This window comes from Streptomyces sp. NPDC048172 (assembly GCF_043202595.1).
Taxonomy (GTDB): Bacteria; Actinomycetota; Actinomycetes; order Streptomycetales; family Streptomycetaceae; genus Streptomyces.
Genome location: NZ_JBIDAT010000002.1, coordinates 157,308 through 183,011, shown reverse-complemented (window position 1 = coordinate 183,011; position 25,704 = coordinate 157,308). Strand labels below are relative to the sequence as shown.

24 protein-coding genes are annotated in these 25,704 nt (G+C 71.5%); 17 read left to right on the top strand and 7 right to left on the bottom strand.

Annotated features, from left to right (window positions below; all coding sequences use genetic code 11):
- From sbnA to ACGF3A_RS09365, 3 genes are all read right to left on the bottom strand, one after another.
- A complete protein-coding gene (sbnA, locus tag ACGF3A_RS09375) occupies nucleotides 1-999 on the bottom strand; it encodes a 2,3-diaminopropionate biosynthesis protein SbnA (protein ID WP_393727560.1) in 999 nt (332 codons plus the stop codon).
- A 52-nt stretch (nucleotides 1,000-1,051) separates the two neighbouring features.
- Nucleotides 1,052-1,342, bottom strand: a complete 291-nt coding sequence (locus ACGF3A_RS09370) for a hypothetical protein (RefSeq protein ID WP_393727558.1) — start codon at nucleotides 1,340-1,342, stop codon at nucleotides 1,052-1,054.
- A 179-nt stretch (nucleotides 1,343-1,521) separates the two neighbouring features.
- Complete coding sequence (locus tag ACGF3A_RS09365) at nucleotides 1,522-1,827, bottom strand: hypothetical protein (RefSeq protein ID WP_393727557.1); 306 nt, start codon at nucleotides 1,825-1,827, stop codon at nucleotides 1,522-1,524.
- Between the two features lie 187 nt (nucleotides 1,828-2,014).
- Here ACGF3A_RS09365 and ACGF3A_RS09360 point away from each other — a divergent pair, with 187 nt between their 5' ends.
- On the top strand, nucleotides 2,015-3,046 hold the full coding sequence (locus ACGF3A_RS09360; protein ID WP_393727555.1) for a LuxR C-terminal-related transcriptional regulator: 1,032 nt from the start codon (nucleotides 2,015-2,017) through the stop codon (nucleotides 3,044-3,046).
- Between the two features lie 64 nt (nucleotides 3,047-3,110).
- Here ACGF3A_RS09360 and ACGF3A_RS09355 read toward each other — a convergent pair whose 3' ends face one another.
- Together ACGF3A_RS09355 and ACGF3A_RS09350 are read right to left on the bottom strand one after the other, a co-directional pair.
- Nucleotides 3,111-3,974, bottom strand: a complete 864-nt coding sequence (locus tag ACGF3A_RS09355; protein ID WP_393727553.1) for an ABC transporter permease — start codon at nucleotides 3,972-3,974, stop codon at nucleotides 3,111-3,113.
- The gene (locus tag ACGF3A_RS09350; RefSeq protein ID WP_393727551.1) at nucleotides 3,974-4,942 is read right to left on the bottom strand and encodes an ATP-binding cassette domain-containing protein; all 969 of its coding nucleotides are present in this window, start codon (nucleotides 4,940-4,942) and stop codon (nucleotides 3,974-3,976) included. Before ACGF3A_RS09350 ends, ACGF3A_RS09355 begins: the two co-directional genes overlap by 1 nt.
- Nucleotides 4,943-5,237: 295 nt before the next feature.
- On the opposite strand from ACGF3A_RS09350, the gene ACGF3A_RS09345 reads away from it, so the two are divergent.
- The 7 genes from ACGF3A_RS09345 to ACGF3A_RS09315 all read left to right on the top strand — a co-directional run bounded on the left by ACGF3A_RS09345 (nucleotide 5,238) and on the right by ACGF3A_RS09315 (nucleotide 13,666).
- Nucleotides 5,238-7,502, top strand: a complete 2,265-nt coding sequence (locus ACGF3A_RS09345) for an MMPL family transporter (protein WP_393727549.1) — start codon at nucleotides 5,238-5,240, stop codon at nucleotides 7,500-7,502.
- Nucleotides 7,503-7,610: 108 nt separating this feature from the next.
- Nucleotides 7,611-8,618, top strand: a complete 1,008-nt coding sequence (gene sbnB, locus ACGF3A_RS09340; RefSeq protein ID WP_393729058.1) for a 2,3-diaminopropionate biosynthesis protein SbnB — start codon at nucleotides 7,611-7,613, stop codon at nucleotides 8,616-8,618.
- Nucleotides 8,619-8,754: 136 nt separating this feature from the next.
- Nucleotides 8,755-9,054: a hypothetical protein gene (locus ACGF3A_RS09335; RefSeq protein WP_393727547.1), complete on the top strand. Its 300-nt coding sequence runs from the start codon at nucleotides 8,755-8,757 to the stop codon at nucleotides 9,052-9,054.
- Between the two features lie 328 nt (nucleotides 9,055-9,382).
- Entirely contained in the window at nucleotides 9,383-9,964 is a 582-nt protein-coding gene (locus ACGF3A_RS09330) for a DUF2617 family protein (protein ID WP_393727546.1), read from the top strand.
- Between the two features lie 95 nt (nucleotides 9,965-10,059).
- A complete protein-coding gene (locus ACGF3A_RS09325) occupies nucleotides 10,060-11,808 on the top strand; it encodes a polyamine aminopropyltransferase (protein WP_393727544.1) in 1,749 nt (582 codons plus the stop codon).
- Between the two features lie 91 nt (nucleotides 11,809-11,899).
- Nucleotides 11,900-12,856, top strand: coding sequence for a hypothetical protein (locus ACGF3A_RS09320; protein WP_393727542.1), 957 nt, complete (start codon nucleotides 11,900-11,902; stop codon nucleotides 12,854-12,856).
- A 21-nt stretch (nucleotides 12,857-12,877) separates the two neighbouring features.
- Complete coding sequence (locus ACGF3A_RS09315; RefSeq protein ID WP_393727541.1) at nucleotides 12,878-13,666, top strand: aldose 1-epimerase; 789 nt, start codon at nucleotides 12,878-12,880, stop codon at nucleotides 13,664-13,666.
- A gap of 320 nt (nucleotides 13,667-13,986) precedes the next feature.
- Here ACGF3A_RS09315 and ACGF3A_RS09310 read toward each other — a convergent pair whose 3' ends face one another.
- The gene (locus ACGF3A_RS09310) at nucleotides 13,987-15,393 is read right to left on the bottom strand and encodes an arylsulfotransferase family protein (RefSeq protein WP_393727539.1); all 1,407 of its coding nucleotides are present in this window, start codon (nucleotides 15,391-15,393) and stop codon (nucleotides 13,987-13,989) included.
- Nucleotides 15,394-15,506: 113 nt separating this feature from the next.
- Between ACGF3A_RS09310 and ACGF3A_RS09305 the strand changes: the two genes are divergently transcribed.
- The 9 genes from ACGF3A_RS09305 (at nucleotide 15,507) to ACGF3A_RS09265 (ending at nucleotide 25,292) form a co-directional block, all read left to right on the top strand.
- Nucleotides 15,507-16,049 carry an orotate phosphoribosyltransferase gene (locus ACGF3A_RS09305; protein WP_393727537.1) on the top strand — a complete coding sequence of 181 codons (543 nt, stop codon included), beginning with the start codon at nucleotides 15,507-15,509 and terminating at the stop codon, nucleotides 16,047-16,049.
- Nucleotides 16,050-16,221: 172 nt separating this feature from the next.
- Nucleotides 16,222-17,253 carry a class II fructose-bisphosphate aldolase gene (gene fbaA, locus ACGF3A_RS09300; protein WP_393727536.1) on the top strand — a complete coding sequence of 344 codons (1,032 nt, stop codon included), beginning with the start codon at nucleotides 16,222-16,224 and terminating at the stop codon, nucleotides 17,251-17,253.
- Nucleotides 17,254-17,359: 106 nt separating this feature from the next.
- Nucleotides 17,360-18,982: a maltose/glucose-specific PTS transporter subunit IIBC gene (malX, locus tag ACGF3A_RS09295; RefSeq protein WP_393727534.1), complete on the top strand. Its 1,623-nt coding sequence runs from the start codon at nucleotides 17,360-17,362 to the stop codon at nucleotides 18,980-18,982.
- Complete coding sequence (locus tag ACGF3A_RS09290) at nucleotides 18,979-20,136, top strand: MalY/PatB family protein (RefSeq protein ID WP_393727532.1); 1,158 nt, start codon at nucleotides 18,979-18,981, stop codon at nucleotides 20,134-20,136. The genes malX and ACGF3A_RS09290 overlap by 4 nt, the downstream gene beginning before the upstream one ends.
- 189 nt (nucleotides 20,137-20,325) lie before the next feature.
- Entirely contained in the window at nucleotides 20,326-20,739 is a 414-nt protein-coding gene (locus ACGF3A_RS09285) for a DUF3151 domain-containing protein (protein WP_393727530.1), read from the top strand.
- A gap of 150 nt (nucleotides 20,740-20,889) precedes the next feature.
- Nucleotides 20,890-21,726: a tryptophan 2,3-dioxygenase family protein gene (locus ACGF3A_RS09280; protein WP_393727528.1), complete on the top strand. Its 837-nt coding sequence runs from the start codon at nucleotides 20,890-20,892 to the stop codon at nucleotides 21,724-21,726.
- A gap of 249 nt (nucleotides 21,727-21,975) precedes the next feature.
- On the top strand, nucleotides 21,976-23,196 hold the full coding sequence (gene kynU / locus ACGF3A_RS09275; protein WP_393729056.1) for a kynureninase: 1,221 nt from the start codon (nucleotides 21,976-21,978) through the stop codon (nucleotides 23,194-23,196).
- 14 nt (nucleotides 23,197-23,210) lie between these two features.
- Nucleotides 23,211-23,924, top strand: a complete 714-nt coding sequence (locus tag ACGF3A_RS09270) for an alpha/beta hydrolase family protein (protein ID WP_393729054.1) — start codon at nucleotides 23,211-23,213, stop codon at nucleotides 23,922-23,924.
- Nucleotides 23,925-23,981: 57 nt separating this feature from the next.
- Nucleotides 23,982-25,292, top strand: a complete 1,311-nt coding sequence (locus ACGF3A_RS09265) for an MFS transporter (RefSeq protein WP_393727526.1) — start codon at nucleotides 23,982-23,984, stop codon at nucleotides 25,290-25,292.
- A gap of 72 nt (nucleotides 25,293-25,364) precedes the next feature.
- Here ACGF3A_RS09265 and ACGF3A_RS09260 read toward each other — a convergent pair whose 3' ends face one another.
- Nucleotides 25,365-25,673, bottom strand: coding sequence for a hypothetical protein (locus ACGF3A_RS09260; protein ID WP_393727524.1), 309 nt, complete (start codon nucleotides 25,671-25,673; stop codon nucleotides 25,365-25,367).
- Nucleotides 25,674-25,704 lie beyond the last annotated feature (31 nt).

The window sequence follows — 25,704 nt, the reverse complement described above, 5'->3', positions numbered from 1 at the left end:
TCAGTGCACTCCAGAGATGACGGTGTCCGGTGGCGCGGACAGTTCCAGCGCGTCCAGGCCGTAGAGGTCCCGGACCCAGCCGGCCCGGTAGATCGTGTCCAGGTAGCGGTCGCCGAGATCGGGCGAGATGGCCACGGCGGTGACGTCCTCGCCGGGGCGGTGGTCGGCGAGCCAGGTGAGCGCGCCGTGCACGACGGTTCCGGTGGAGCCGCCGAAGAGGAAGCCGCCCCTGGCCAGGGTGTGACAGGTGCGGACGGTGTCGGTCTCGGAGACCAGCACGAGGTCGTCGACGTAGGACTCGTCGAAGAGCGCGGGGCGTACGCCCGCTCCGAGCCCCGGGATCATCCGGGTGCCGGGCGGGCCGCCGAAGGTGACGGAGCCGACGCTGTCGATGCCGACGACGGTGACGGGGCTGCCGGGGCGGTCCTTGAAGTACCGGGCGCAGCCCATGAGGGTCCCGGTGGTGCCCGCGCCGACGAAGAGCAGCTCCAGTCCGGGGAACTGCTTCTCGATGGCGGGCGCCGTGGTGGTGTAGTGCGCCCGCCAGTTGTTGGGGTTCGCGTGCTGGTTCAGCCACACGTACCGCGGGTCGGAGGCGCACAGTTGGCGTACGTGGTCCAGGCGGGCCCCGAGGAAGCCGCCGACGCCCGAGGACTCGGTGACGACGTGGACCTCGCTGCCGAGGGACTCGATGACCTGCCGCGTCGAGAGATTGGTGCGCGGGTCGACCACGCAGACGAAGCGGTAGCCCTTGGCGGCGGCGATCATGCTGAGGGCCATGCCGAGGTTGCCCGAGGAGGACTCGACCAGGATCGAGTCGGGGCGGAGCAGGCCGCTGCGCTCAGCGGCGTCGATCATGGAGGAGGCGGCCTTCAGCTTCACGGAGCCGGCGAAGTTGAAGCCCTCGCACTTCAGATACAGCGGATATCCGTACATGGCCCGCAGGTCCACGAAGAGGTCGTCCTCGTTGAACTCCTGCGGCGTGGAGATGATGGGCACGATGCCCGCCCCCGTTCTGGTGTGATGTCCGATTCCCCGTGGCGTCTGTGGCTCAGTCCCAGCCGACACCGGGGGCGTTGCCGGGGGCACCGACCGCGGCTCCCTTGCTCCCGGGGGCGAAGTCCCAGCCCACGCCGTCCCCGTCGTCCCCGGCGGAGGTCACGGTGGACGCGGTGGACGCGGCGGAGTGGGCCGGCGCGGAGCTGGCGGTGGGGGCGAAGTCCCATCCGACGCCGTCTCCGTTGCCGTTGGCCGAGGCCGTGACGGCCAGGCCCAGGACCGCGGTGAAGGAAAGGGCGACGGTGGCGACGGTGCGGGCGGCGAAGGTGTGGACGTAGCGCATTGGATTTCCCTTTCTGGACAGTGGATTCGGAAAGCGGAAGGAATGAATTCCGGGAGTTTCTTGAACTCCCTTTCGTCTTCCGCTGACTCAAATTCTGTCGGTCGGGATATCCGGTGTCACGCAAAATCACTGGCAGGGAACTGCATGGGCAGCTGTTTGCCAGCCGGAAAACCGGAAGGTCACTTACCGGATTCGCGCCCTGAATCGTGCCCGGATTCGTGTCCTGGCTGGCGGCCTTCCCATTCCCAGCCGTTGAGCTCCTCGTGGTCGAGGAATCTCTGCATGATCCGGAACGCGGCCTTCTCCGCGTGCGGGGCCGAGGAGGCCGTGAGGAAGAGCATCGCGCTGGCCCCCTCGAAGTCCGTCTCCGCGTAGACGTGTTCGAGGCCGTCCTCGGCCTCCGCCGCCGCGTACATCAGCTTCCGCACCTGATGCGCGTCCAGGACGGTCCGACCACGCACGACGCGGCCGATCAGCATGTACATGACGTTGCCCTTCCCGGGGCCGAGGGTGCCCCTGGTCGGCTGTGCACGGGGGAACGTGAACGGGGAGTTGACCTGACTGGCATTAACCGGCCATGTCACACGCGCGGTTGAGTCGTAATATGTCGGGGGTGTGGCCGGACCGTGGAGGGGCCGCAGCGGTACTCGGAGCACTCATGGGGGAGACCACGTGCTGGAAGTACTAGGAGTCAGTGCCAGAGCGGAGACCGTCTACCGGGCCATGGTCGCCAAGCCCGAGTTAGGCGTCGCCGAACTCGCCGAGCAGCTCGCCTGGACGCCGGACGAGGTCCGTGCCGCGCTCGACGAGCTGGCCCGGCTCTCGCTCATCCGGCAGTCCGACCAGCGGCCCGGCGGGCTGATGCTGGTCAACCCCGAGGTCAGCCTGGTCTCACTGCTGGCCCGGCAGGAGACCGAGCTGACGCAGCGGCAGCAGGAGATCACCTCCGGGCGGCTCGCGGTGAGCCAGATCGTCGCCGAGTACGTCGACTCGGTGCAGCAGCAGCGACGCCTCGACGTCGAGGAGCTGACCGGGATCGACACCGTCAGGACCCGGCTGGTGGAGCTGGCGCACGGCTGCACCACCGAGGTCATGGACTTCACGACCGGAGGCGGTCAGTCCGAGGCCAGCCGTTCGGCCAGCAAGCCCCTGGACCAGCAACTTCTCGAACGTGGCGTCAAGATGCGCTCCCTCTATCTGGAGAGCGTCTCCAACCATCCCGACACCACGTCCTACCTGGAGTGGCTCACCGGGCTCGGGGCCCGCGTCCGGGTCACGGCCTCGCTGCCGCTCCGGATGATCATCTTCGACCAGCGCACGGCGATCGTCCCCAGCAACCCCGACAACACCTCCGTCGGGGCGCTGCTGCTGCGCGGCAGCGGCCTGGTCTCCGCCCTCTGCGCGCTCTTCGAGCACATGTGGGAGGCGGCCCTGCCGCTCGGCGGGGCCGCGCCCCGCGACGACAGCACCGGGCTCAGCAGCCAGGCGCGCGCGGTGCTGAGCCTGCTCGCGCAGGGCCACACCGACGAGGTCGTGGCCCGCAAGCTGGGCATCTCCGTCCGCACCTCGCGCCGGGTCACGGCCGAGCTGATGACGCTGCTCGGGGCGCGCAGCCGCTTCCAGGCCGGCGTGATCGCCGGTGAACTCGGCTGGCTCCAGGGCTCGCAGGACGAGCCCGCGGCCCCGGGGCCCGCGGCGGGCTGATCCGGCGGATCCGTGCTCGTGGCCGTACCTGTCCTCGGGTTGGTGCTCGTCGGAGTCCATGACGTCACCGCACGGCCGCCGTGCGGAAGGTCCGCAGGCAGACCGGGACCAGGACCACGATCATGGCGCCGACCGTGAGGGAGGCGACCAGCACGGGGTGCTCCACGGGCAGGCCGCTGCCGTGCGCCGCCGGAGCGTTCCCCCACAGCACCCGGCACGACTCGGAGACCGTGCTGACCGGGCTCCACTCCGTGACGGTGCGCAGCCACGCGGGCAGTCCCTGCAGCGGCATGAAGGAGCTGGACAGGAACGACGCGATGACGAGGACCAGCGCGGAGACCCCGTTGATGGCCTCGGCGTTCCGCATCACCAGCCCGAGCAGGGCGCCCAGCCACAGCATCGCGTAGGCGAAGGCGATCAGCAGCGCGAAGCCGCCCAGCGCGGGCAGCACGCCCCGCTCGATCCGCCACCCCACCAGCAGCCCGACGCCGCCCACCGCGGCCATGCTGCACAACGCGGGCACCAGGTCGGCGGCCGTGTGGCTGAAGAGCACGGCGGGCCGCGCCACCGGGAGCGAACGGAAGCGGTCGATCAGGCCCTTGCCCATGTCGCCCGCGACGCCCAGCGCGGTGATGCCCACGCAGGTCAGACCCACCTGCGCGAAGACGCCCGCCATCACGTAGTCGTGGTACTCGCCCTGCCCGACGCTCACCACGCTGGCGAAGAGATAGCCGAGGATGACCACCATGGCGACGGGGGTCAGCGCCACGGCGACGATCTTCTCCGGGGTGCGCTTCAGATGCCGCAGGTGCCGTCCCGTCAGCGCGAGGATGTCGCTCAGCGCGGCAGCCGGGCCGCCGCCACGGCCCGCCACGGGGGCCGGCCGCGAGCCCGCGGGGGGCGCGGGGGTCGCCATCAAGCCGCTCATCACTTCTCCTCCGGGGTGGAAACGGTGGTCTTCTCGCCGGTGAGCTGGAAGAAGACGTCGTCGAGCGAGGGCCTGCGCAGCGCGAAGTCGGTGACCTCGACGCCCTGGGCCTCCAGCGCGGCCGAGCAGGCGGACAGGGCGCTCATCCGGTCGGTGACGCGCAGCGCGAGGGTGCGGCGCTGCTCGTCGACGGTGGGCGCCTCGACGGAGACGGTGACGGGGGCAAGTGCCGCGAGCGCGCGGGGCACGTCCTCGTCGGTCGGTACGGCTATCTCCAGCCATTCCTGGCCGACCTTGCGCTTCAGCTCGTCGGCGGTGCCCTCCGCGAGGACCTGGCCGGATCCGAACACCATGATGCGGTCGGCGAGGTAGTCCGCCTCCTCCAGGTACTGCGTGGTCAGCAGCACGGTCACGCCCTGCGCGACCTGCTGGCGCACCATCTGCCACAGCACCATGCGGCTGGAGGGGTCGAGCCCGGTCGTCGGCTCGTCCAGGAACAGCACCTCGGGCGCCGCGATCAGACAGGCCGCGAGGTCGAGCCGCCGGCGCATGCCGCCCGAGTACGTGCGTACGGGCCGGTCGGCGGCGTGCTCCAGCTCGAAGGAGGCGAGCAGCTCGTCGGCGCGGCCCCGCGCGGCACGGCGGCCGAGCTTGAGCAGCGTGCCCAGCAGCGTCAGGTTCTCGCGCCCGGTGAGCAGTTCGTCCACGGCGGCGTACTGCCCCGCGAGGCCGATCCGGCGCCGGACCTCGCGCTGCTGGCGCACGACGTCGTAGCCCGCGACGCGGGCCCAGCCCCCGTCCGGCTCCAGGAGCGTGGCCAGGGTGCGTACGGTCGTGGTCTTTCCCGCTCCGTTGGGGCCCAGCAGACCGAGGACGGTTCCTGCCCGGACCTCCAGGCCCACTCCGGCCAGCGCCCGGGTTTCCCCGTACCGCTTCTCCAGGCCTTCTGCCTGTATCGCGATCTCCACGAAATTCCCTCCCTTGGATCATGACGGCGGAATTCCGGGGGAATGAGAAATGCGGGGAACAGGCCCTGGAATTCCGCGCTTCGGCGGTACGGGTGTCGCGTTACTGCCTAGGAAACGTAGCAGCGAAAACCTTGATCCGGTGCCCGGTATGTCCGTTCCGTGGTGGCAGTGTCTTGCCGCTGCAGGAAGCTGCAGGCGGCCTTTCCCCCAAGGCCGCCGAACCGCGCCTAGCGTCGAGAGCGATCCCCGGTTGACCGCTTCGAAGCCGGGGCTGCCGATGACCGCAGGAGAGGTAATGGCAAGCAAACGGAACTTCGCAGCCGCGCTCGGTGACTGGAGCGCGCAGCACCGCAAGACAGCAATCTTCGGCTGGCTGATCCTGGTCGTGCTCGTCACCGTCCTCGGCGGGTCGGCAGGCCAGAAGACCATGACCAACGCCGACTACGGCACGGGTGACTCGGGCAAGGCCGAGCGCATCCTCCAGGACGCCGGGCTCGCGCCGCCCGCCGGCGAACTGGTCCTCGTCGAGAGCGGAAAGCTCACGGCCGACGACCCGGCCTTCAGGTCCGCCGTCAACGCCACCGTCAAGGCGATCGACAAGACCGGCCTCGCGCAGAACCTCAAGGACCCGACCACCACCCACCTCTACTCCCAGGACAAGCACGCCGCCCTGATCCAGTACGAGGTCAAGGGCGACCCCGACACCGCGGCCGACCGCATCCAGCCGGTCATCGACGCGGTCGAGAAGACCGACAAGGGCCAGGGCGAGGTCACCCTCGGCCAGTACGGCGCCGCCACCGGGCTCAAGGGCATCAACGACAGCCTCGGCGAGGACCTGATGCGCGCCGAGCTGACCGCCGTGCCCGTGGCGCTCGGCATCCTGTTCATCGTGTTCGGCGCGCTCGTCGCCGCCGTGCTGCCGGTGGCGCTCGCCGTCACCGCGTGCGTGGCCGCGATGGGACTGCTCGCCGTCTCCAGCCAGTTCGTCCCCGTCGACGGCATGACCAACTCGGTGATGTTCCTGATGGGTCTGGCCGTGGGCGTCGACTACTGCCTCTTCTACCTGCGGCGGGAGCGCGAGGAGCGGGCCAAGGGCCGCGACCGGGCGAGCGCGCTGCACATCGCGGCGACCACCTCCGGCCACTCCGTGATGATCTCGGGCCTGACCGTCGTCGTCGCCATGGCGGGCATGTTCCTGTCGGGCCTCACGGTCTTCGAGGGCTTCGCGATGGCCACCATCGAGGTCGTGCTGATCTCCGTCATCGGCTCGATGACGGTGCTGCCCGCCGCGATGGCCTGGCTCGGCGACCGCGTCCAGAAGGGCCGCGTCCCGTTCCTGAGCAAGCGCCGCGAGGCCGCGGCCGCCAAGGCCGCGCAGGAGGCCGCCTCCGGCACCCCGCGCAAGGACAACGTGCTGCTGCGCGGCGTCATGCGGCGCCCCGCGCTCTTCGCCGCCGTCGGCGCCGCGCTGCTGCTGGCGCTCGCCGCTCCCGCGCTCGGCATGAAGACCGAGAAGCTCGGCACCGACAAGCTGCTCCCGCCGGACAGCCCGATGGTCACCGTCTCCGAGAAGATCGGAAAGGAGTTCCCCGGCGCGCCCGCGCCCGCCGGAGTCGTCGTCAAGGCCGGTGACATCACCGACCCGTCCGTCAAGGACGCCATCGCCGACTTCAAGAAGGCCGCGCTCGCCTCGGGCAAGACCGGCAAGCAGATCGACGTCAAGGTCCACGAGAAGGAGGACATCGCCGAGATCAGCGTCCCGCTGATCGGCAACGGCACCGACAGCACCTCCAAGAAGGCGCTGGAGACCCTGCGCGGCGAGACCGTGCCCGACACCCTCGGCAAGCTGAAGGACACCGAGTCGCTGGTCCGCGGCGACCTGGCCTTCTCCGAGGACTACAACGACCAGCTCAGCGACAGCATCGTGCCGGTCTTCGCCTTCGTCATGGGCGTGACCTTCCTGCTGATGCTCATCTCGTTCCGCTCGCCCGTCATCGCGCTCACGTCCATCGTCCTCAACCTGCTCTCCGTCGGCGCCGCCTACGGCGTCATGACCGCCGTCTTCCAGCGCGGCTGGGGCGAGGGCCTGGTCGGCACCGAGGCACCGGGCGCGATCGAGTCCTGGATGCCGCTGTTCGTCTTCGTCGTCCTGTTCGGGCTCTCCATGGACTACCACGTGTTCGTCGTCTCCCGGATCCGTGAGGCGTACGACAACGGGGCACCGACCCGGCAGGCCATCGCGCACGGCATCCGCTCCACCGCGGGCGTCGTCACCAGCGCCGGTCTGATCATGGTCGCGGTCTTCGCGGTCTTCGGCACGCTGTCCATGCAGGACTTCAAGCAGCTCGGCGTCGGCCTGGCCGTCGCGGTCGCGCTGGACGCCACGGTCGTCCGGGCGATCCTGCTGCCGTCCGTGATGGCGCTGCTGGGCGAGGCCAACTGGTTCCCGCGCAAGCGCCGTCCGGCGGCGCCCGTCGAGCCCGCCGCGTCCGGCGCGTCCGGCGCCCCGGCCCCGTCCGTCGAGGCAACCGGCGGCGACCGCGTCCCCGTCACCCACTGAGCACGGCATCCGGCCCCGCCCCTCACCTCCCCCGGCACCCGGCCGGGGCGGGCGAGGGGCGGGGCCGGGCCGTGCGCCCCCGTATCCGTGCAGATCGAGAGGACCGACGTGTTCGAGTTCAGCGTCATCACCGGCACCACCGCCCGCGCAGTGATCGACCGGACCCGCCCGGAGATCATCGAGGAGGTGCGGAGGACCTATCTGACCCACGGGGCGGGGGACTCCGTGAACCCCGACAGCTACTTCCTGCGCTTCCCCGAGAAGCCCGAGGCCCGCATCATCGCGCTCCCCGCCTACCTCGGCGGCGACCACGGCGTGGCGGGCATCAAGTGGATCGGCAGCTTCCCCGCGAACATCGAGGAGGGCATCCCCCGCGCCTCCGCGGCCCTGCTCCTCAACGACTACGCGACCGGCTACCCCTTCGCCCTCCTGGAGGCGTCCCAGATCAGCGCGGCCCGTACGGCGGCGTCCGCCGTGCTCGCCGCGCGCGAGCTGACGGGCGGCCGTACGGCGGAGCGCGTCGCGGTCGTCGGCGCCGGGATCATCGCCCGCAACATCCTGGAGTTCTTCGCCGCCGACGGCTGGCACTTCGGCCGCGTCGACGTCCACGACCGGGTGCCGGCCTACGGCGAGGCCCTCGCCGCGCACGCCGCGGAGACCCTCGGCTGCCCCGCGGAGCTGACGGCCGGGCTGGAGGACGCGGTGCGCGGCGCCGACCTGGTGGTGCTGGCGACGACGGCGGGCGAGCCGTACATCCTCGACCCGGACGCCTTCGCGCCGGGCCAGACCGTCCTCAACATCTCGCTGCGCGACATCGGCCCCGAGATCGTCCACGGCGCCCACAACCTCGTCGACGACGTCGACCACTGCCTGAAGGCCAACACCTCGCCCCATCTGGCCGAACAGAAGTACGGGAACCGCGACTTCGTCACCGGCACGCTCGCCCAGCACCTGACGGGCGCCGTGCGCGTCGACGCGACGAAGCCGGTCATCTTCTCCCCCTTCGGCCTGGGCGTGCTCGACCTGGCCGTGGGCGTGCACGTCTACCGCGCGGCGGGCGCCTCGGGGGAGGCCCTGGCCGTCGACGGATTCTTCGGGGAGACCAGCCGCTGGTGAGCCGTTCGGGTCACCGAACCTCTGAAGTTCCTCAACTCCGCTTTGGAACGGATTTCCCCCGGGCAGGAGCCGTTCACGCCGCTACGGCGTCAACACAAGTGTGCGGAACAGCAATTGACCAAAGGGGGAACCGCACATGGCGATCACATTGGTAGCTCTGCTCGTCATCGCCGTCATCGTCGTGCTGATCATCGCGGTCGCGAAGACCGGCGGTGGCGGGGGCTCGATGAGCGGGGGTTCGAACAACTCGTCCTGGTGGGCGGGAGCGGGCGAGATGGGAAGCGGTGACGGCGGCGGCTCGTCCTGCGGGGGCGGCCACCACGGCGGCGGCCACGGCGGAGGACACCACGGCGGCCACTCCTGCGGCGGCGGCTCCTCGTGCGGGGGCGGCGGCGGTGGCGGCGGCTGCGGTGGTGGCGGTGGTGGCGGCGGCTGAGCCCGCGCGCGAGCCCCCGCGCCACGGCGCGCGGCAGTGACATCCCTCCGGCCCCCGGCGCTCCGCCGGGGGCCGGTTCACTGCCTTCTGTGACTCTCCGGGACTCAACTTCCGTATGTTTCGTGTGGATTCCGTCCCCCTTCCGTGGGCTTTGTGGGTGAACACATGACCTGTCCCGCACCGATGGGATGGAAATCCGGAGAAGTTGGGTAAAACCGCTGAGGACGCGGCGCATTCCATGATTCGGTGATTTCGCGTCCCCGGGCTGTGGCCCCTTGCCGAGGGGTGGGCCGGCCCACCCTCCACTGCGTGTTTGCGGAGCCGACCCATGCTCACCACACTCAAGACCGCCTACACCGACACCCGCGCGGGCGACCTCGCCTGGGCGCTGGGCCACGAGCCGCTTCCGGCGCTCGCCGCCCTCGATCTCGAACTCGCCGGGGCGCGGGTGCAGCTGAGACTGCTCGGCGCCTCGCACCAGGTCCTGCTCGACGAGGAGTACGGGAGCTGCTCCGAGACCGTGGCCTGCATGCCGGGCAGCAGCACCCCGCTCCCGCTGGGCGTCTCGAAGCGGTTCGGGGAGTGGGAGTACGAGTTCGCGGCGCGGGTCGAGACTCTCTCCGGCGGCTCGTTCGCCGGGCGCGCCTCCGAGCTGCTCGCGCTCGTCTCCGACCATCCCAACGGGCTCGCGGGGACGTTCCCCGGCGAGCCCCACGCCTTCACCGCGCTGCTCGTCCAGCGGCACGAGGGGCAGGTGCACTGGCGCACCTGGCACTCGTATCCGCAGGAGGGACGGCTGGTGGCGACGCGTACCCGGGTGGGCGTCCGCGCGCTCGACCCGCCGGAACGGTCCTCCTTGTCCCCCGCTCCGTCCGCGGTCTCCGGACAGCGGGGCCGCGCGTTGGCCTGAACGGGGCCTGAACGGGGCAGTGCGGGGCGTTTCGTCCTACGAGAGCACTCGTGTGGGTGACCGGGGGTTCCATAGATGTCACGTAGCGTTCACGCATGATCGACCGGCCGCCCTACGAGCGCTACGGCCGTGAGACGCGTGAGGAGCGTGCGCGGCTGCCCGTCCCGGCCGCCGTCGGGCGCTGGCTCGTCCTCGCCTCCGTCTTCATGTGCGCGGCCTGCGGTCTGGTCTACGAGCTGGAACTGGTCGCGCTCGCCTCCTATCTGGTGGGCGACTCGGTCACCCAGGCGTCCGTCGTCCTCTCCGTCATGGTCTTCGCGATGGGCGTCGGCTCGCTGCTCGCCAAGCGGCTGCGCGGCCACGCCGCCTCCGGCTTCGGCTATGTCGAGGCGCTGCTCGCGCTCGTCGGCGGCGGCTCGGCGATGGCGCTGTACGCGACGTTCGCCTGGTTCGGCGAGGCCCGGATCGCCCTCGTGGCCATCTCGTTCGCGATCGGGGTGCTGATCGGCGCGGAGATGCCGCTGCTGATGACGCTCATCCAGCGCATCCGCAGACAGGACCCGGGCGGCGCCGTCGCCGACCTGTTCGCCGCCGACTACGTCGGCGCGCTGGTGGGCGGCCTCACCTTTCCCTTCCTCCTGCTGCCCCTGCTGGGCCAGTTGGCGGGCGGCCTGCTCACCGGCGTCGTGAACGCGCTGGCGGGCGGCGTCGTCGTGCTCTGGCTCTTCCACCGCGACCTCAGCGCCCGCCGCCGCTGGTGGGTGCTGGCGGCGAACGCCGGGGTGGCGGTGCTGCTGCTCGTCGGCACGGCGTTCGTCGGCCCGTTCGAACGCGCCGCGCGCGAGGCGGTCTACGGCGACGACGTACGGGTCGCCGTGCGCACCGGAGTCCAGGAGATCGTGCTCACCGGCGGCCTCGACGGCACCGCCGCTGTCGGCGGCAAGGAGCTGCGGCTCTTCCTCGACGGGCGGCTGCGGGTGCGGGGCGCCGACGAGGCGCGCTACCACGAGGCGCTGGTCCGCCCCGCGATGGCCGACGGACTGCCGCACGCGCGGGTGCTGGTCCTCGGCGGCGGCGACGGGCTCGCGGCCCGCGAGGTGCTGCGCTTCCCCGGCGTCCGCGAGGTCACCGTCGTCGAGCAGGACCCCGGCCTGACCCGCCTCGGCCGCACCGACCCGGGGCTGCGCGCGCTCAACCGCGGCGCGCTGGACGACCCGCGGGTGCGGGTGGAGACGGGTGACGCGTTCGCGTGGCTGCGGGACCGGGACCGGTCCCGCAGCCACGGGGGCGGCCCGTACGACGTCGTGGTCTCCGGCCTCCCCGACCCCGGCATCACCACCAGCACCAAGCTCTACTCCCAGGAGTTCTACGGGCTGGTGGCCCGCGCCCTCGCCGACGACGGGCGGCTCGCCGTCCACGCGGGCTCGCCCGGCAGCCGCCCGCGCGACTACTGGACGGTCGAGGCCACCCTCCGCTCCGCCGGCCTGCACACCAGGCCGTACGTCGTGGACGGCCACCGCACCCGCTTCACCTCCGGGCCCGACCGCTCCAACCAGCACGGGCACGGCGCGCGCGGCCCCCGCGGCTGGGGCTTCGTCCTCGCCTCCCCGGAGCCCGCCCCGGGCGTCCTGGACGGCGGTACGTTCGGCGGCGCGGTCGCCGGGGGCACCGGCGGCACCTCCTCCTCGGTGCGCGCGGGCGCGGCCCAACAGCTGCCGCCCGCGCGTGCCTTGACCGCGAGCCGGTACGCCGAGGCCCGCCGCCGCGCGGAGTCCGGACGGCTGACCGGACTCCCCGCCTCCACCCTGATGCACCCCCGCTACCTGGCGACGGAGCCCGGCTGACAGGGCTGAGGGTCGTCCGAGGGGAGTCCGACGCGACGGATCCGGGCCCAGTCATATGTGCGCCGAAGGCATCAGTAATAGGCTCCGCCCCATGGAGCACGAGGTGTACGTTCCGTTTCCCATCGGCTCTGTACGAGCCGCACTAGCCGACCGCGAGCGCGTGGCCCGCTGCGTCCCGGGCCTCCAGCAGGACGCCGAGGGCGCGGGCACCCAGGACCAGGACCCCGGGTCCGTCGCGGGCCGGATCAAGGTCCGTATCGGCGGATCGACGATCACGTACCGGGGCAGCCTGACGCTGACCCCGCGCGAGGCCGCAGGCGGAGTGGCCGACGGCTTCTCCGTCGAGGGCACCGGCAGCGAGGCGCGCGGCAGCGGCACCGTGAAGCTGGTGCTCAACGTCGTGCCGAAACCGGCCGCGAGCCCCGAGCCCGACGCCGGGGACGAGGAGGGCTCCCACCTCCTCTGCACCGGCACCGTCACGGGCACCGGCCGCATCGGCGACGTCGAGGCCAAGGCGGCGGCGTCCGCGGGCGTCCGGCTGCTGGACCGTTTCGGCGCCGCGCTCACCGAGAGCCTGCGCGACGACCCGCCGCCCGTCACCGGCGGCATCGGCGCCCCCGGCGACAACGAGCGCGCGATCCCCGGCATCCCGGAGCCCGAGCAGCAGGGGCCGGAGCCGTCGGAGCCGTCGGAGCCATCGGATCCTTCGGATCCGGAGCCGTCGGAGCACACCAGCGTCTTCGAGACGGAGATCCCGCCGTCGTCGCTGGAGTCCGAGGGCGGCCACGTGTCCGCGGGCGCCGGTCCGGAGTCGCTCGGCCCCGACCCCGAGGACCCGCTGACGGCCGAGGCCGCGCACGCGCGCCGCACGATGATCGGGCGCAGCGCCGAGGAGGTCGACCACGCGCCGCCGCGCGGACGGTACGCGCCGGTCCCCGCGCCCGAACCCGCCACCGCCACCGCCACGCTCCGCTGGGCGGCGCCCGCGGCGGCCGTCGTGGTCGCCGGGGCGGTCGTGATCGGCCGGGTCCTGAGGCGACGGCGCTGACGCGCGGTTAGGGTCGGCCGTATGACTGTTCTGCGCGCCGGAGACACCGAGCTGACCGTCGAGCCCGAGCACGGATGCCGGATCGCCTCGTTGAAGGCGGGCGGCACGGAACTGCTGCGCCAGGGCGACAAGTACGGCTCGTTCGTGATGGTGCCCTGGTGCGGACGTACGGCCGAGGGCCGCTTCCGCAACGGCGGCGAGCTCTTCCAGCTCCCCGTCAACGACGGCCCGCACGCCATCCACGGCACGGTCCGCCACGCCGCGTGGCGGACGGCGCGGGCCGACGAACGCTCGGCCTCCTTCGTCCTGGACCTCACCGACCCCTGGCCCTGGGAGGGCCGGGTCACCCAGCTCGTCGAGCTGGCCGAGGACGGCGGCGGGGTCACGCTGACGCTGGCCGTCGAGACGCCGGACGACTCGTTCCCCGCGCAGGCGGGCTGGCACCCGTGGTTCCTGCGGAACCTGGGCGCGGGCGGCGAGGACGTCCGGATCGACTTCTCCGCGGAGTGGCAGGAGGAGCGCGGCGAGGACCACATCCCCACGGGCAAGCGCATCGCCCCACGGTCCGGCCCCTGGGACGACTGCTTCGGCATGCCGGGCGGGGTGGACGTCACGCTGACGTGGCCGGAAGAGCTGTCGCTCCACGTCGCGAGCCGTGCGGAATGGGTCGTCGTCTACGACGAGCAGCGCGAGGGCGTCTGCGTCGAGCCCCAGTCCGGCCCGCCCAACGGCCTCAACTCCCACCCCCGCCTGGTCACGCCCCTGGACCCCCTGGAACTCTCGACGACCTGGACTTGGCGCCGCCTCTAACCCTGGCGCCTTGAGAGAGCACGCTTGCCTCTCCCTCCGCCCCACTGTGCTTGGGAGCTCTGCGCTTCTCCCTCCGCTGTGCTTGGGAAGTCTGCGCAAGGCGCAGGGTTGGCAAGCGCAGCCCCCCACGCCGGGTGCCCCGCGTACAGGGCCGGGTTCGGGGTGCCCCGGGCTGTGCTTCGCGGGCCGCGCCCGCGTGGGGGCTGGGCGCGCAGTTCCCCGCGCCCCTGAGGGAGAAGGGGCAAGCCCCGAAGTCTTGAACCGCACAGGGCCGCGTCCCCGCAGGGGCAAGCCCCGAGGTGTCGTGAGCGGGTGTGTCCTCAGGGGCTCGTGGCTGTGCGGGTCTGCAAGGGGTTGCCCTTGGCGTCCAAGGCGGTGATCCGGACCTTCTCCGGGGACCCGGAGATGCGGGTGCGGGTCTCGAAGCCTGTGCGCTTGACCTCTTTCGCGCGCTCGCCGGAAACCTCGACGCGCCAGCGCCGCACCTCCGTCGAGCCGTTCCAGCTCATCGCCAAACGGTCACCCCGAAGCACCGCGGAGGGCCGAGAAGAAGGCGTGCCCTTCCAGTCGGCCCGTTGGGCCCGATACGTGAGGTAGTTCTCGGGGAAGGCCCCGGCCCAGACAGGGGCCTCGCCCTGGAACTCGGCGATCTCACCGGTGTTGCCGTAGCTGACGAGCTGATCGCCGTTGGCCATCTCGTTGTTGGAGCCGACGTACGACCCGTACTGCGGCGGATCCGGCTGGAGATCACGCGTGAGCGTGGCCGTCTTCTTCGCCTCGTCGAGGGTGTAGACGGCGCCCCGCGACCGCTGCGGGTTCGCGAGGTTCCCGTTGTCGAAGACGGAGATGCTGCCGTCCTTCAGCCGCCGCGCGTCGTGCTGGAAGCTGAACGCGTCGCCGAGACCCGGCAGCGCGAAGTCGCTGTTCTCGCCGCCCAGCCGCCACTTGATCTTCCCGTCCGCCATGTCGATCTTGTAGACGGTGCTGCTGTGCCGCGCGCTGGCGAGGAGCGTGCCGTCCTTCTCGTAGGCGAGCGAGTTGAAGTGGACGTAGTCGACCTCCTTCTCGTCGAGCCGGACCTGGGTCTCGGTGAGTGGGATGTGGTCGAGCGCGCTCCACTCGAAGGTGACCTCGCCGGTCTCGATGTCCTGTTCCTGGACGACGGCGTCGGTGACGGTCGCGTCCTTGGGCCCGCCGTACTCGCTGAGGTCCTTCTTCACCGGGTGGTAGCTGAGCAGCAGCACCCGCTTGCCGTCGGGGCTGACCTGGAAGTCGTGCGGATCGGTCGTGTAGCCCTTCATCGCGAACTCGGCGACCTGCCGGTACGAGCTGTCCAGCAGCACGTACTTGCCGTCGCCGCCCGAGGTGGCCGAGAAGACGCTCAGGACGGGCTCGCCCCGGTACGTGGCCGCCTTGAGGTCGGCGTACTTGCCGTCCTTCCAGTAGATCAACTGGCCGCTGTTGTCGTAGATCCCGATGCCGCCCTGCGCGGTGGTGCCCGGCGTGGTGAGCAGGGGGCGCGGGTCCTCCTTGCCGGTGCGGATGGTGGAGAGCGCGGGGGCCTCGGCGGCGAGGCCGGGCCGGGAGAGGAAGGTCTCGTGCGTCGTGTCGGGGCGGGGCGCGCGGGACGGCCCCGCGTCGTCGGCGGCCGTCGCGCCGTCGACCGCAGCGAGCGGGACGAGTAACGCGACGGCGCCCAGCACGGTCAGAGTCGTACGTCTTCTCATGGGGACCTCCATGGTGGGGGTGAGGCCGGTGAGGGGCGGATCGTAGGACGTACGGCCGTGGGGCGGAAGGCATAGGAGTGAGCACGCGACCGGAGCGCATAAGCTCGGGACCCATGAGCGATGACGTGCGCAGTGAGCTGCTGCGGCAGATCAAGGACAAGGCCGTGGTGCACGGCCGGGTGACCCTCTCCTCCGGCGCGGAGGCCGACTTCTACGTCGACCTGCGCCGTATCACGCTGGACGGCGAGTCCGCTCCGCTCACCGGCCAGGTGATGCTGGACGCGACGGCCCACCTGGAGTACGACGCGGTGGGCGGGCTGACCCTCGGCGCCGACCCGGTCGCGACCTCGATGCTGCACGCCGCCGCCGCGCGCGGCAGGAAGCTCGACGCGTTCGTGGTGCGCAAGACGGGCAAGGCGCACGGCCTCCAGCGCCGCATCGAGGGCCCGGACGTGGCGGGCCGCCGGGTGCTGATCGTCGAGGACACCTCCACCACGGGCAACTCGCCGCTCACCGCCGTGGAGGCGGCGCGCGAGGCGGGCGCCGAGGTGGTCGCGGTGGCGACGATCGTCGAGCGGGGGGCGGCCCCGGCGATGGAGCGCGCCGGAGTCTCGTACGTACACGCGTTCGATCTCGACGACCTCGACCTGAGCTGACGGGCTGGCGAGCCGGCGGCCTGACGTTGTTTCACGTGAAACCGTCCAGGACTCCTCGCTCGTGAATTTGTGAAGCCCCGCGTCTGGAGCATGCGAACCGGTCTGGAAAGATGGGGCCGACGATGACGTCGAGCCGGTACCCGGACGAACCACACACCCAAGGAGCGGTCTGATGCCCATCGCAACCCCCGAGGTCTACGCCGAGATGCTCGACCGGGCGAAGGCAGGCACGTTCGCCTACCCGGCCATCAACGTCACCTCGACGCAGACCCTGCACGCCGCGCTCCGCGGCTTCGCCGAGGCGGAGAGCGACGGCATCGTTCAGATCTCCACGGGCGGCGCGGAGTTCCTGGGCGGTCAGTACAGCAAGGACATGGTCACGGGCGCGGTCGCGCTGGCCGAGTTCGCGCACATCGTCGCGAAGAAGTACCCGGTCAACATCGCGCTGCACACCGACCACTGCCCCAAGGACAAGCTCGACGGGTACGTGCGTCCGCTGATCGCCCTCTCCCAGGAGCGCGTCGACCGCGGCGAGAACCCCCTCTTCCAGTCCCACATGTGGGACGGCTCCGCCGAGACGCTCAAGGACAACCTGGAGATCGGCCAGGAGCTGCTCGCCGCAGCCGCTGCCGCCAAGATCATCCTTGAGGTCGAGATCACCCCGACCGGTGGCGAGGAGGACGGCGTCACCCACGAGATCAACGACGAGCTGTACACCACGGTCGAGGACGCGATCCGTACGGCCGAGGCGCTGGGCCTGGGCGACAAGGGCCGCTACCTGCTGGCCGCCTCGTTCGGCAACGTCCACGGCGTCTACAAGCCGGGCAACGTCGTGCTCCGCCCCGAGCTGCTCAAGGACCTCCAGGAGGGCGTCGCCGCCAAGTTCGGCAAGCCCGCCGGTGCGCAGCCCTTCGACTTCGTCTTCCACGGCGGCTCCGGCTCCACGGAGGAGGAGATCGCCACCGCGCTGGACAACGGCGTCGTGAAGATGAACCTCGACACCGACACCCAGTACGCCTTCACCCGCCCCGTCGCGGACCACATGTTCCGCAACTACGACGGTGTCCTGAAGGTCGACGGTGAGGTCGGCAACAAGAAGGTCTACGACCCGCGCAGCTGGGGCAAGGCCGCCGAGAAGGGCATGGCCGAGCGCGTCCAGGTCGCGTGCGGGAACCTGCGCTCGACGGGCACCAAGCTGAAGTGACGCGCGTCTGTGACGCGTTGTGAGGGCCCGGTTCCCGCCCGTGGGAACCGGGCCTTCCGCTATGAATTCGTAATTCGCCGCCCCCTGCACATCCTGATGTCCGGACATGCAGACTGACCCGATGAAGATCGCGCGGATACGGCAGGCCAGGTCCTCCCTCTGGGAGTTCTTCCAGGGCCTCGGCAAGACGTTCATGCTCCCCGTCGCGCTGCTGGCGTTCTGCGGCATCATGCTCGGCATCGGCTCCTCGCTCTCCAGCGAGGCCGTCACCGACAACCTGACCTTCCTCCAGGGCCAGGGCTTCCACGTCGTCTTCACCTGGATGGCCAACACGGGGCAGGTCGCCTTCACCTTCCTGCCCGTCCTCTTCGCGATGGCCATCCCGCTCGGCCTCGCCCGCGAGGACAAGGGCGTCGCCGCCTTCTCCGGCTTCGTCGGCTACGTCGCGATGAACCTCGCGGTGAACTTCTTCCTCACCACCAAGGGCGTCGACCTGGAGGACAAGAAGGAGATCGCCCACTACGGGATCGCCGACGTCCTCGGCATCCAGTCCATCGACACCGGGCTGCTGGGTGCCGTCGCCGTCGGCATCGTCGTGGCCTGGCTGCACGGCCGCTTCCGCACCCAGCGGATGCCGGACGCGCTCGCGTTCTTCGGCGGGCTCCGCTTCGTCCCGATCGTCTCGGCGCTGGTGCTGAGCGCGGCCGGGCTGCTCATCCCGCTGGTCTGGCCCACGTTCAACGGCTGGATCAAGGACATCGGCGAGGCCATCGGGCACGCCGGGGTCTTCGGCCCGTTCTTCTTCGGCATGGGCGAGGTCCTGCTGCGCCCGGTCGGGCTGCACCACGTCCTCGTCGCGATGTTCCGCTTCACCGACGTCGGCGGCTCGGGCGCGGTCTGCGGCGAGCACGTCTCCGGCGCGCTCAACATGTTCTACGCCCAGCTCAACTGCGACTCCGCGCCGAACGGCGACGTCACAGGCGCCACCCACTTCCTCTCCCAGGGCAAGATGGCCGCGTACCTCGGCGGGCTGCCCGGCGCGGCGCTCGCCATGTACCACTGCGCGCGGCGCGCGATGCGGCCCGAGATCAAGGCGCTGCTCGTCTCCGGCGTCGTGGCCTGCGTGGTCGGCGGCATCACCGAACCCCTGGAATTCCTCTTCCTGTTCATCGCGCCCTGGCTCTACCTGATCCACGCCGTCCTCGTCGGCCTCGGCTTCCTGACGGCCGCCGTGCTCGGCGTCTTCATCGGCAACACCGACGGCAACGTCATCGACTGGCTCGTCTTCGGCGTCCTCCAGGGCAGCACCACCAAGTGGTACCTGGTCCCGGTGATCGCCGCCGTCTGGTTCGCCGCGTACTACTTCCTCTTCCGCTGGGCGATCCGCCGCTTCGACCTGAAGACGCCGGGCCGGGAGGAACCGGAGGAGGACGAGAAGGGCGAGGAGGCCCCTGAGCCCGTCGAACTCGTCGCCGGGAAGTACGACCCCGCCGCGATCCTCCGCGCCCTCGGCGGCGCCGCCAACATCCGTACCCTCGACAACTGCATCACCCGCCTCCGCCTCACCGTCGAGGACGCCGAACAGCTCGACGAGGCCCGGCTGAAGAAGCTCGGCGCCGTCGGCGTCGTCAAGCTCGACGCCAACACCGCGCAGGTCGTCATCGGCCCCCAGGTGCAGTCCGTGAAGGACGCGATCGACGCGCTGCTCGCTGCGGCGGACCGACGATGACGGGGCCGTACGACTTCGACCGTACGGTCGACCGGCACGGCACCTGGTGCACGCAGTGGGACTACGTCGAGGACCGCTTCGGCGTCCCGGACCTCCTGCCGTTCACGATCTCCGACATGGACTTCGAGACCGCGCCCGAGGTGCTGGCCGCGCTCCGCGCCCGGCTCGACCACGGCGTCCTCGGCTACTCGCGGTGGCGCCACGACGACTTCCTGTCGGCCGTGACGGACTGGTTCGCCGCCCGGTACGGCGCCGACGTCGACCCCGGCGCGATCGTCTACGGCCCCTCGGTGATCTACCAGGTCTCCCAGCTGCTGCGGCTCTGGTCCGAGCCGGGCGACGGGGTGGTCGTGCACATCCCGTGCTACGACGCGTTCCCGAAGGTCCTCGCGGCGCACGGCCGCGAACTGCGGGGCTGCCCGCTGGGCGACGACGCGGAACTGGAGCGCCTCCTCGCCCTCCCCGACACGACCGTGCTGCTGCTGTGCTCGCCGCACAACCCGACCGGGCACGTGTGGACGCGGGGCGAGCTGGAACGGATGGCCGCGCTCTGCGCGCGGCACGGCGTCGCGGTGATCAGCGACGAGATCCACGCGGACCTCGCGCACCCGCCGTACGTCCACCGGCCGTGGACGCTGCACGGTCCGGCCGGGGGCCGCTGGGCCGTGCTGACCTCCGCCTCGAAGTCGTTCAACATCCCGGCGCTGACCGGCAGCTACGGCATCATCGGCGACCCGGAGTCACGGGACGCCTACCTACGGGCGCTGAAGGAGGCCGACGGGCTCTCCTCCCCCGCGGTGCTGGGGCTCGTCGCCCACATCGCCGCGTACCGCGAGGGCGGGGCCTGGCTCGACGCGCTCCGCACGTACGTACGCGGCAACCTGCGGTTGCTCGCGGACCGCCTGAATTCCGCGTTCCCCGGCTTGGCCTTCGTACCGCCGGAGGCGGGTTACCTCGCCTGGATCGACCTGCGCCCGCTCGGTGTCGCGGACGACGCGCTCCAGCGCGAACTGATCGAGCGCGAGCGGGTCGCGATCATGCCGGGTACGGCGTACGGGGCGCCGGGCTTCGTACGCCTCAACCTGGGTTGCCCCCGCGCCAAGGCAGAGGCCGGCATCGAGGCCCTGGTCCGGTCTGCGAGCCGCCTGAGCTGACAGTTCCCCGCGCCCCTGAGGCCTCAGGGGCGCGGGGAACTGCGCGACAAGCCACAATGCACCCGCAGCCCGCGATGCACGACACGGGGCAACCCCTGCCCGGAGGTGGAGGCGCCGGGCACCCCGGCGAAGTGGGGGAGCCATGATCCGGCTGACAGCCCCGTCGCAGCGAGCGGCACACTTGGGCGTATGAGCATTCACGAGAATCTGCTGGGGGGACCGCCCCCCACCCACCTGCCCGACGATCCCGAGCCGCGCGAGCTGCTGGCGGCGGGGACGGACCCCGCCGAGGTCGCCGCCAGGTTCCCCACGTCCTCGCTGGCGTGGGCGCAGCTCGCCGACGACGCGTACCAGGCGGGCCGCACCGTCGAGTCGTACGCCTACGCCCGTACCGGCTACCACCGGGGCCTGGACTCGCTGCGCCGCAGCGGCTGGAAGGGGCACGGCCCGGTGCCGTTCGAGCACGAGCCGAACCGCGGCTTCCTGCGGGCCCTGCACGCGCTCGCGCGCGCCGCGCGGGAGATCGGGGAGGACGAGGAGTACGAGCGCTGCACGACCTTCCTGAAGGACAGCTCGCCGACGGCGGCGTCCACGCTCTCCTGACGGCATATGCCGCACGGCCCGCTTGCCGCCGCGAGCGGGCCTCGCGCATCATCGCTGTGGGCCCTCATGAGGGCCCGAGGGGACCGGGGCTCCGACGCCGTCAGGAAGGAGCGGACCGCTACCCGGTAGCTCACGTCGATGGAGACAGCGATGTCGCACGACTCCGATGTCCAGCCTGCCCAGACGCCCAATCTGGACTTCGCCGGCACCACCCCGTACGAGGACTACGTCCAGGCGGACGTCCTCACCCACCTCCAGCACCCGCTCTCCAGCGATCCCGGAGAGATGGTCTTCCTGGTCACGACCCAGGTGATGGAGCTCTGGTTCACGGTCGTCGTCCACGAGTGGCAGACGGCGGCCGAGGCCCTGCGGGACGACGACCTGCAGACCGCGCTCGCGGCGCTCAAGCGCTCGACGTACGAGCTCCAGTCGCTCAACGCGTCCTGGGAGCCGCTCGCACATCTGACACCCGTCCAGTTCAACTCCTACCGCAGCGCGCTCGGTGAGGGCTCCGGCTTCCAGTCGGCGATGTACCGGCGCATGGAGTTCCTGCTCGGCGAGAAGTCCGCGTCGATGCTCGTCCCGCACCGGGGCGCGCCGCGCGTCCACGCCGAGCTGGAGAAGGCGCTGCACGAGCCGAGCGTCTACGACGAGGCGCTGCGGTATCTCGCCCGGCACGGCGCGGAGATACCCGATCACGTCCTGCGCCGTGACGTCTCGCAGCGGTACGAGCCGGACCCGGCGGTCGAGGCCGCGTGGGTCGCGGTCTACACCGGGGACTCCGAGGCGACCCCGCACCGGCTGGGTGAAGCGCTGACCGAGGTCGCCGAGCTGGTGTGGCGATGGCGGAGCGACCACCTGGTCGCGACGCGCCGCGCGATGGGCGCCAAGACCGGCACGGGGGGCTCCGCCGGTGTCGCCTGGTTGGAGAAGCGGGCCGCGAAGCAGGTCTTCCCGGAGCTGTGGACGGCCCGCAGCCATGTCTGACCCGACCGTACCTTTGGGCTGCACCCCATCTGCCCGCCTTGGCGCGTCGCAGTCTGCCGACGCGTCGTGGCCGCTCGCGCAGTTCCCCGCGCCCCTTGCGGGGCACTTTCCGTGCCCCCTAGCGGGGCACGCCCCGCCTCTCCCCACTGCGCTTGGGAGGTCTGCGCCAGAGGCGCAGGGCTGGCAAGCGCAGCCCACCATGCCGGGCAGGTACAACTCGCCGGACCAGCGGAAAGGGCTCGCATGACCATGGAGCAGGAGCTCTTGCGAGAGGCTCAGGAGAGGGACGGCGCCGATCCGCTCGCGGAGAAGCGGAAGGCCTTCGAGGTCGACGACGGCACCGTCTATCTCGACGGCAACTCCCTGGGCGCACTGCCCAAGAGCGTGAACGCACGACTCGCCGACGTCGTGACGCACGAGTGGGGCGAACTCCGCATCCGGTCCTGGGACGAATCGGGCTGGTGGCGGGCGCCGGAGCGGATCGGCGACCGCATCGCCCCCCTCGTCGGCGCGGCCGAAGGCCAGATCGTGGTCGGCGACTCCACGAGCGTCAACGTCTTCAAGGCGGTCGTCGCGGCACTGCGGCTGGCCGCCGAGGACGACCCGGCGCGGACCGAACTCCTCGTGGACGAGGCGACGTTCCCCACGGACGGGTACATCGCGGAGTCCGCGGCGAGAATGACCGGCGCCACCCTCACACCGCTGCCCGCCGCCGCGATGCCCGACGCGCTGGGCCCCACGACGGGGGCCCTGCTCGTCAACCATGTCGACTACCGCACCGGCGAGTTGAACGACCTCCCGGGGATCACGGCCGCGGCCCGCGCCGCCGGGGCCCGTACGGTCTGGGACCTGTGCCACAGCGCGGGCGCCCTGCCCGTCGGGCTCGACGCGCACGGCGTGGACCTCGCCGTGGGCTGCACGTACAAGTTCCTGAACGGCGGCCCGGGTTCGCCCGCGTACCTGTACGTACGGCGCGCCCTCCAGCCCCGCTTCGACTCGCCGCTGCCGGGCTGGACGGGGCACGCCGACCCGTTCGCGATGGCGCCCGCGTACGTCCCGGCGGACGGCGCGACGCGGGGGCGGGTCGGGACTCCCGACATCCTCTCGATGGCCGCGCTGGAGGAGGCGCTGACCGTGTGGGAGGGCACGGACATCGACGCGGTCCGCGCCAAGTCCCTCGCGCTCGGCGACTTCTTCCTGCGCTGTGTGCGTGTGTACGTCCCCGAGGGCACCGTCACCCCGCTCACCCCCGAGGAGCACGCGCGGCGCGGCAGCCAGATCTCGCTGCTGTGCGAACCGGCGGACGCGGCGGGCCCGGTGATGGACGCGCTCATCAAGCGCGGCGTGGTCGGGGATTTCCGTCGCCCCGGTGTACTCCGCTTCGGCATCACCCCGCTCTACACTGCGTTCAGGGACGTGGAGCGAGCCGCACGCGTCCTGGGGGAGATTCTGCGTGACACGCTCACTTAAGGCGGGGGGCCATGATGAGCGACGCTGAGGAAAAGGCACTGCTGTCCCTGGAGCCCGTGCGCCCGGAGACGGTGGTGCGGTACGGACCGCACCCGTCGCAGGTCGTCGATGTGTACGGGGCGGAGGCCACGGGCCCGCGGATCGCGCTGCTGCACGGCGGCTTCTGGCGGGAGGCGTGGGACCGCACGCATCTCTCGCCGTTCGCCGCGGCGCTCGCGGGGCGCGGCATGCGCGTGGACCTCATCGAGTACCGGCGCGTGGGCGGAGGCGGCGGCTGGCCCACGACCGTCGAGGACGTGGACGCCGCGCTCGAACACCTCGGCACGCCGCCGAGCGTGCTGCTCGGCCACTCCGCTGGCGGGCATCTCGCGCTGTGGGCGGCGTCCAAGCGGGAGCGCGCGGCGGGCCGTGCCGTCGTCGTCGCGCCCGTGGCCGATCTGGCGCTGGCGCACGAGAAGAGGCTGAGCGACGGGGCCGTCGCGGAGTTCCTGGGCGGCGAGGAGCAGGTGTCCTCGCTGATGTGGGACGCGGACCCGATGCGGCTGCTGCCGCGCATCCCGGTGGAGATCCTGCACGGCACGGCGGACACGGACGTCCCGATCGAGCAGTCCCGCCGGTACTGCAACAACTGGGGCGGCAGGCTCCATCTGCTGCCCGGCGTCGGCCACTTCGCGCCCTTCACGCCCCGCACCCCGGCGTTCGAGGTGCTGGTCAGGTCGCTGACGTAGGACCGCGCACCCCCGTACGCCCCCGTGGAAGGCGGCGTACGGGGGTAGTGCGGCGGCATGCGCAAAACGAACAAACCCCCCACGCTTCTCCGGCTGGCCTCGGCGTCCCTCGTGGGCACGGCCATCGAGTTCTACGACTTCTTCATCTACGGCACGGCCGCCGCGCTCGTCCTCGGGCCGCTCTTCTTCCCGACGTTCTCGCCGCTCGCGGGCACGCTCGCCGCGTTCGGCACCTTCGGCGTCGGCTTCGTCGCCCGGCCGCTCGGCTCGGTCGTCTTCGGTCACATCGGCGACCGTTACGGACGCCGCCCGGTCCTCTTCGCCTCGCTCGTCCTCACCGGCGCCGCGACGGTCGCGGTCGGCTGCGTGCCGACGTACGCGACGCTCGGCCTCGCCGCGCCCGCGCTGCTCCTGGCGCTCCGCTTCCTCCAGGGCCTCGGGCTCGGCGGCGAGTGGGGCGGGGCCGTGCTGCTGACCGCCGAGCACGCGCCGCCGCACCGCAGGGGCCTGTGGGCGAGCTTCCCGCAGATCGGCCCCTCGGTGGGCTTCCTGCTGGCCAATGGGGTGACGCTGGCCCTCTCCGCCTCGCTGACGGACGCTCAGTTCGCCGCGTGGGGCTGGCGGGTGCCGTTCTGGGCGGCGGGGCTGCTGGCCCTGGCCGGGCTGCTGCTGCGTTCGTCGGTCGCGGAGACCCCGGAGTTCACCGCGCTGGCCGAGTCGGGCACCCGGGCCGGGGCGCCGCTCGCGGAGGTCGCGCGCCGCCACTGGCGGCTGGTGCTGCTGACGGCGGGCGCCCTCGCCACGGGGTACGCGGTCTTCTACGCCGTGACCACCTGGTCCCTCGCCTACGCGACGGAACGGCTGGGCGTCAGCCGCACGGTCATGCTCGCCTGCGTCATGGCCGCCGTCGCGCTCAAGGGCGCCGCGACGCCGCTGGTCGCGCTGCTCGGCGACCGCTACGGGCGCAGGCCGCTCTGCCTGGTGGGCTGCGCGGCGACGGCGCTGTGGATGTTCCCGATGGCGGCGCTGCTGCACACGGGCGAGCCGGTGTGGATGGTCACGGGCTTCGTGGGCGCGATGCTGGCCTTCGTCACGATGTTCGCGGTGGTCTCGGGCTACCTCCCCGAGCTGTACGAGCCCCGGGTGCGCTGCACCGGCGCCGCCGTCGGCTACAACCTCGCGGGCGTCCTGGGCGGCGCGCTCACCCCGCTCGTCGCGACGGCGCTGACGGACGGCGCGGGCGAGGGCCCGCCGTGGGGCGTGGCCGCGTACCTGACGCTGCTGGCCCTCTTCAGCCTGGGCTGTTTCGCGCTGCTCCCGGACACCCGTCCGGAGCCGAGGACCGCTTCCGCCTCGGCCCTCGCGTAGCCCGCACAGCCGCGCGCCCGGCCCCGCGGTGCGAGCGGGGCCGGGCGCGTGAGTGGCGCGTGACGCCGGGCGTCAGTCGAAGTACATACCGCCGGTGCGGGCACCGCTGTGGTTGTTGCTGACGTTGCCGATGACGTTCGTCGAGTCGCTCTCGTACTCCGAGGAGACCGAGGAGTCGTTGTCACTGCGCTCCGAGATACGCGTGATCATCGCGTCCTCGTAGTTGTCGATGTAGTCGCTGATGTGGGCGATGCGGCTCCTGTTGTTGCCGTCGTCCCCGGAGCCGTCGTTGTCGTTGCTCACGGCGAAGGCGCCCCCGGCAGAGCCGAGGACGGCGGCGGCGGCGAGGACGGCGGCAGCGGTGGCGGTACGGATACGCATGTGTCGTGCTCCTTGCTCGTCGAGGCACTCG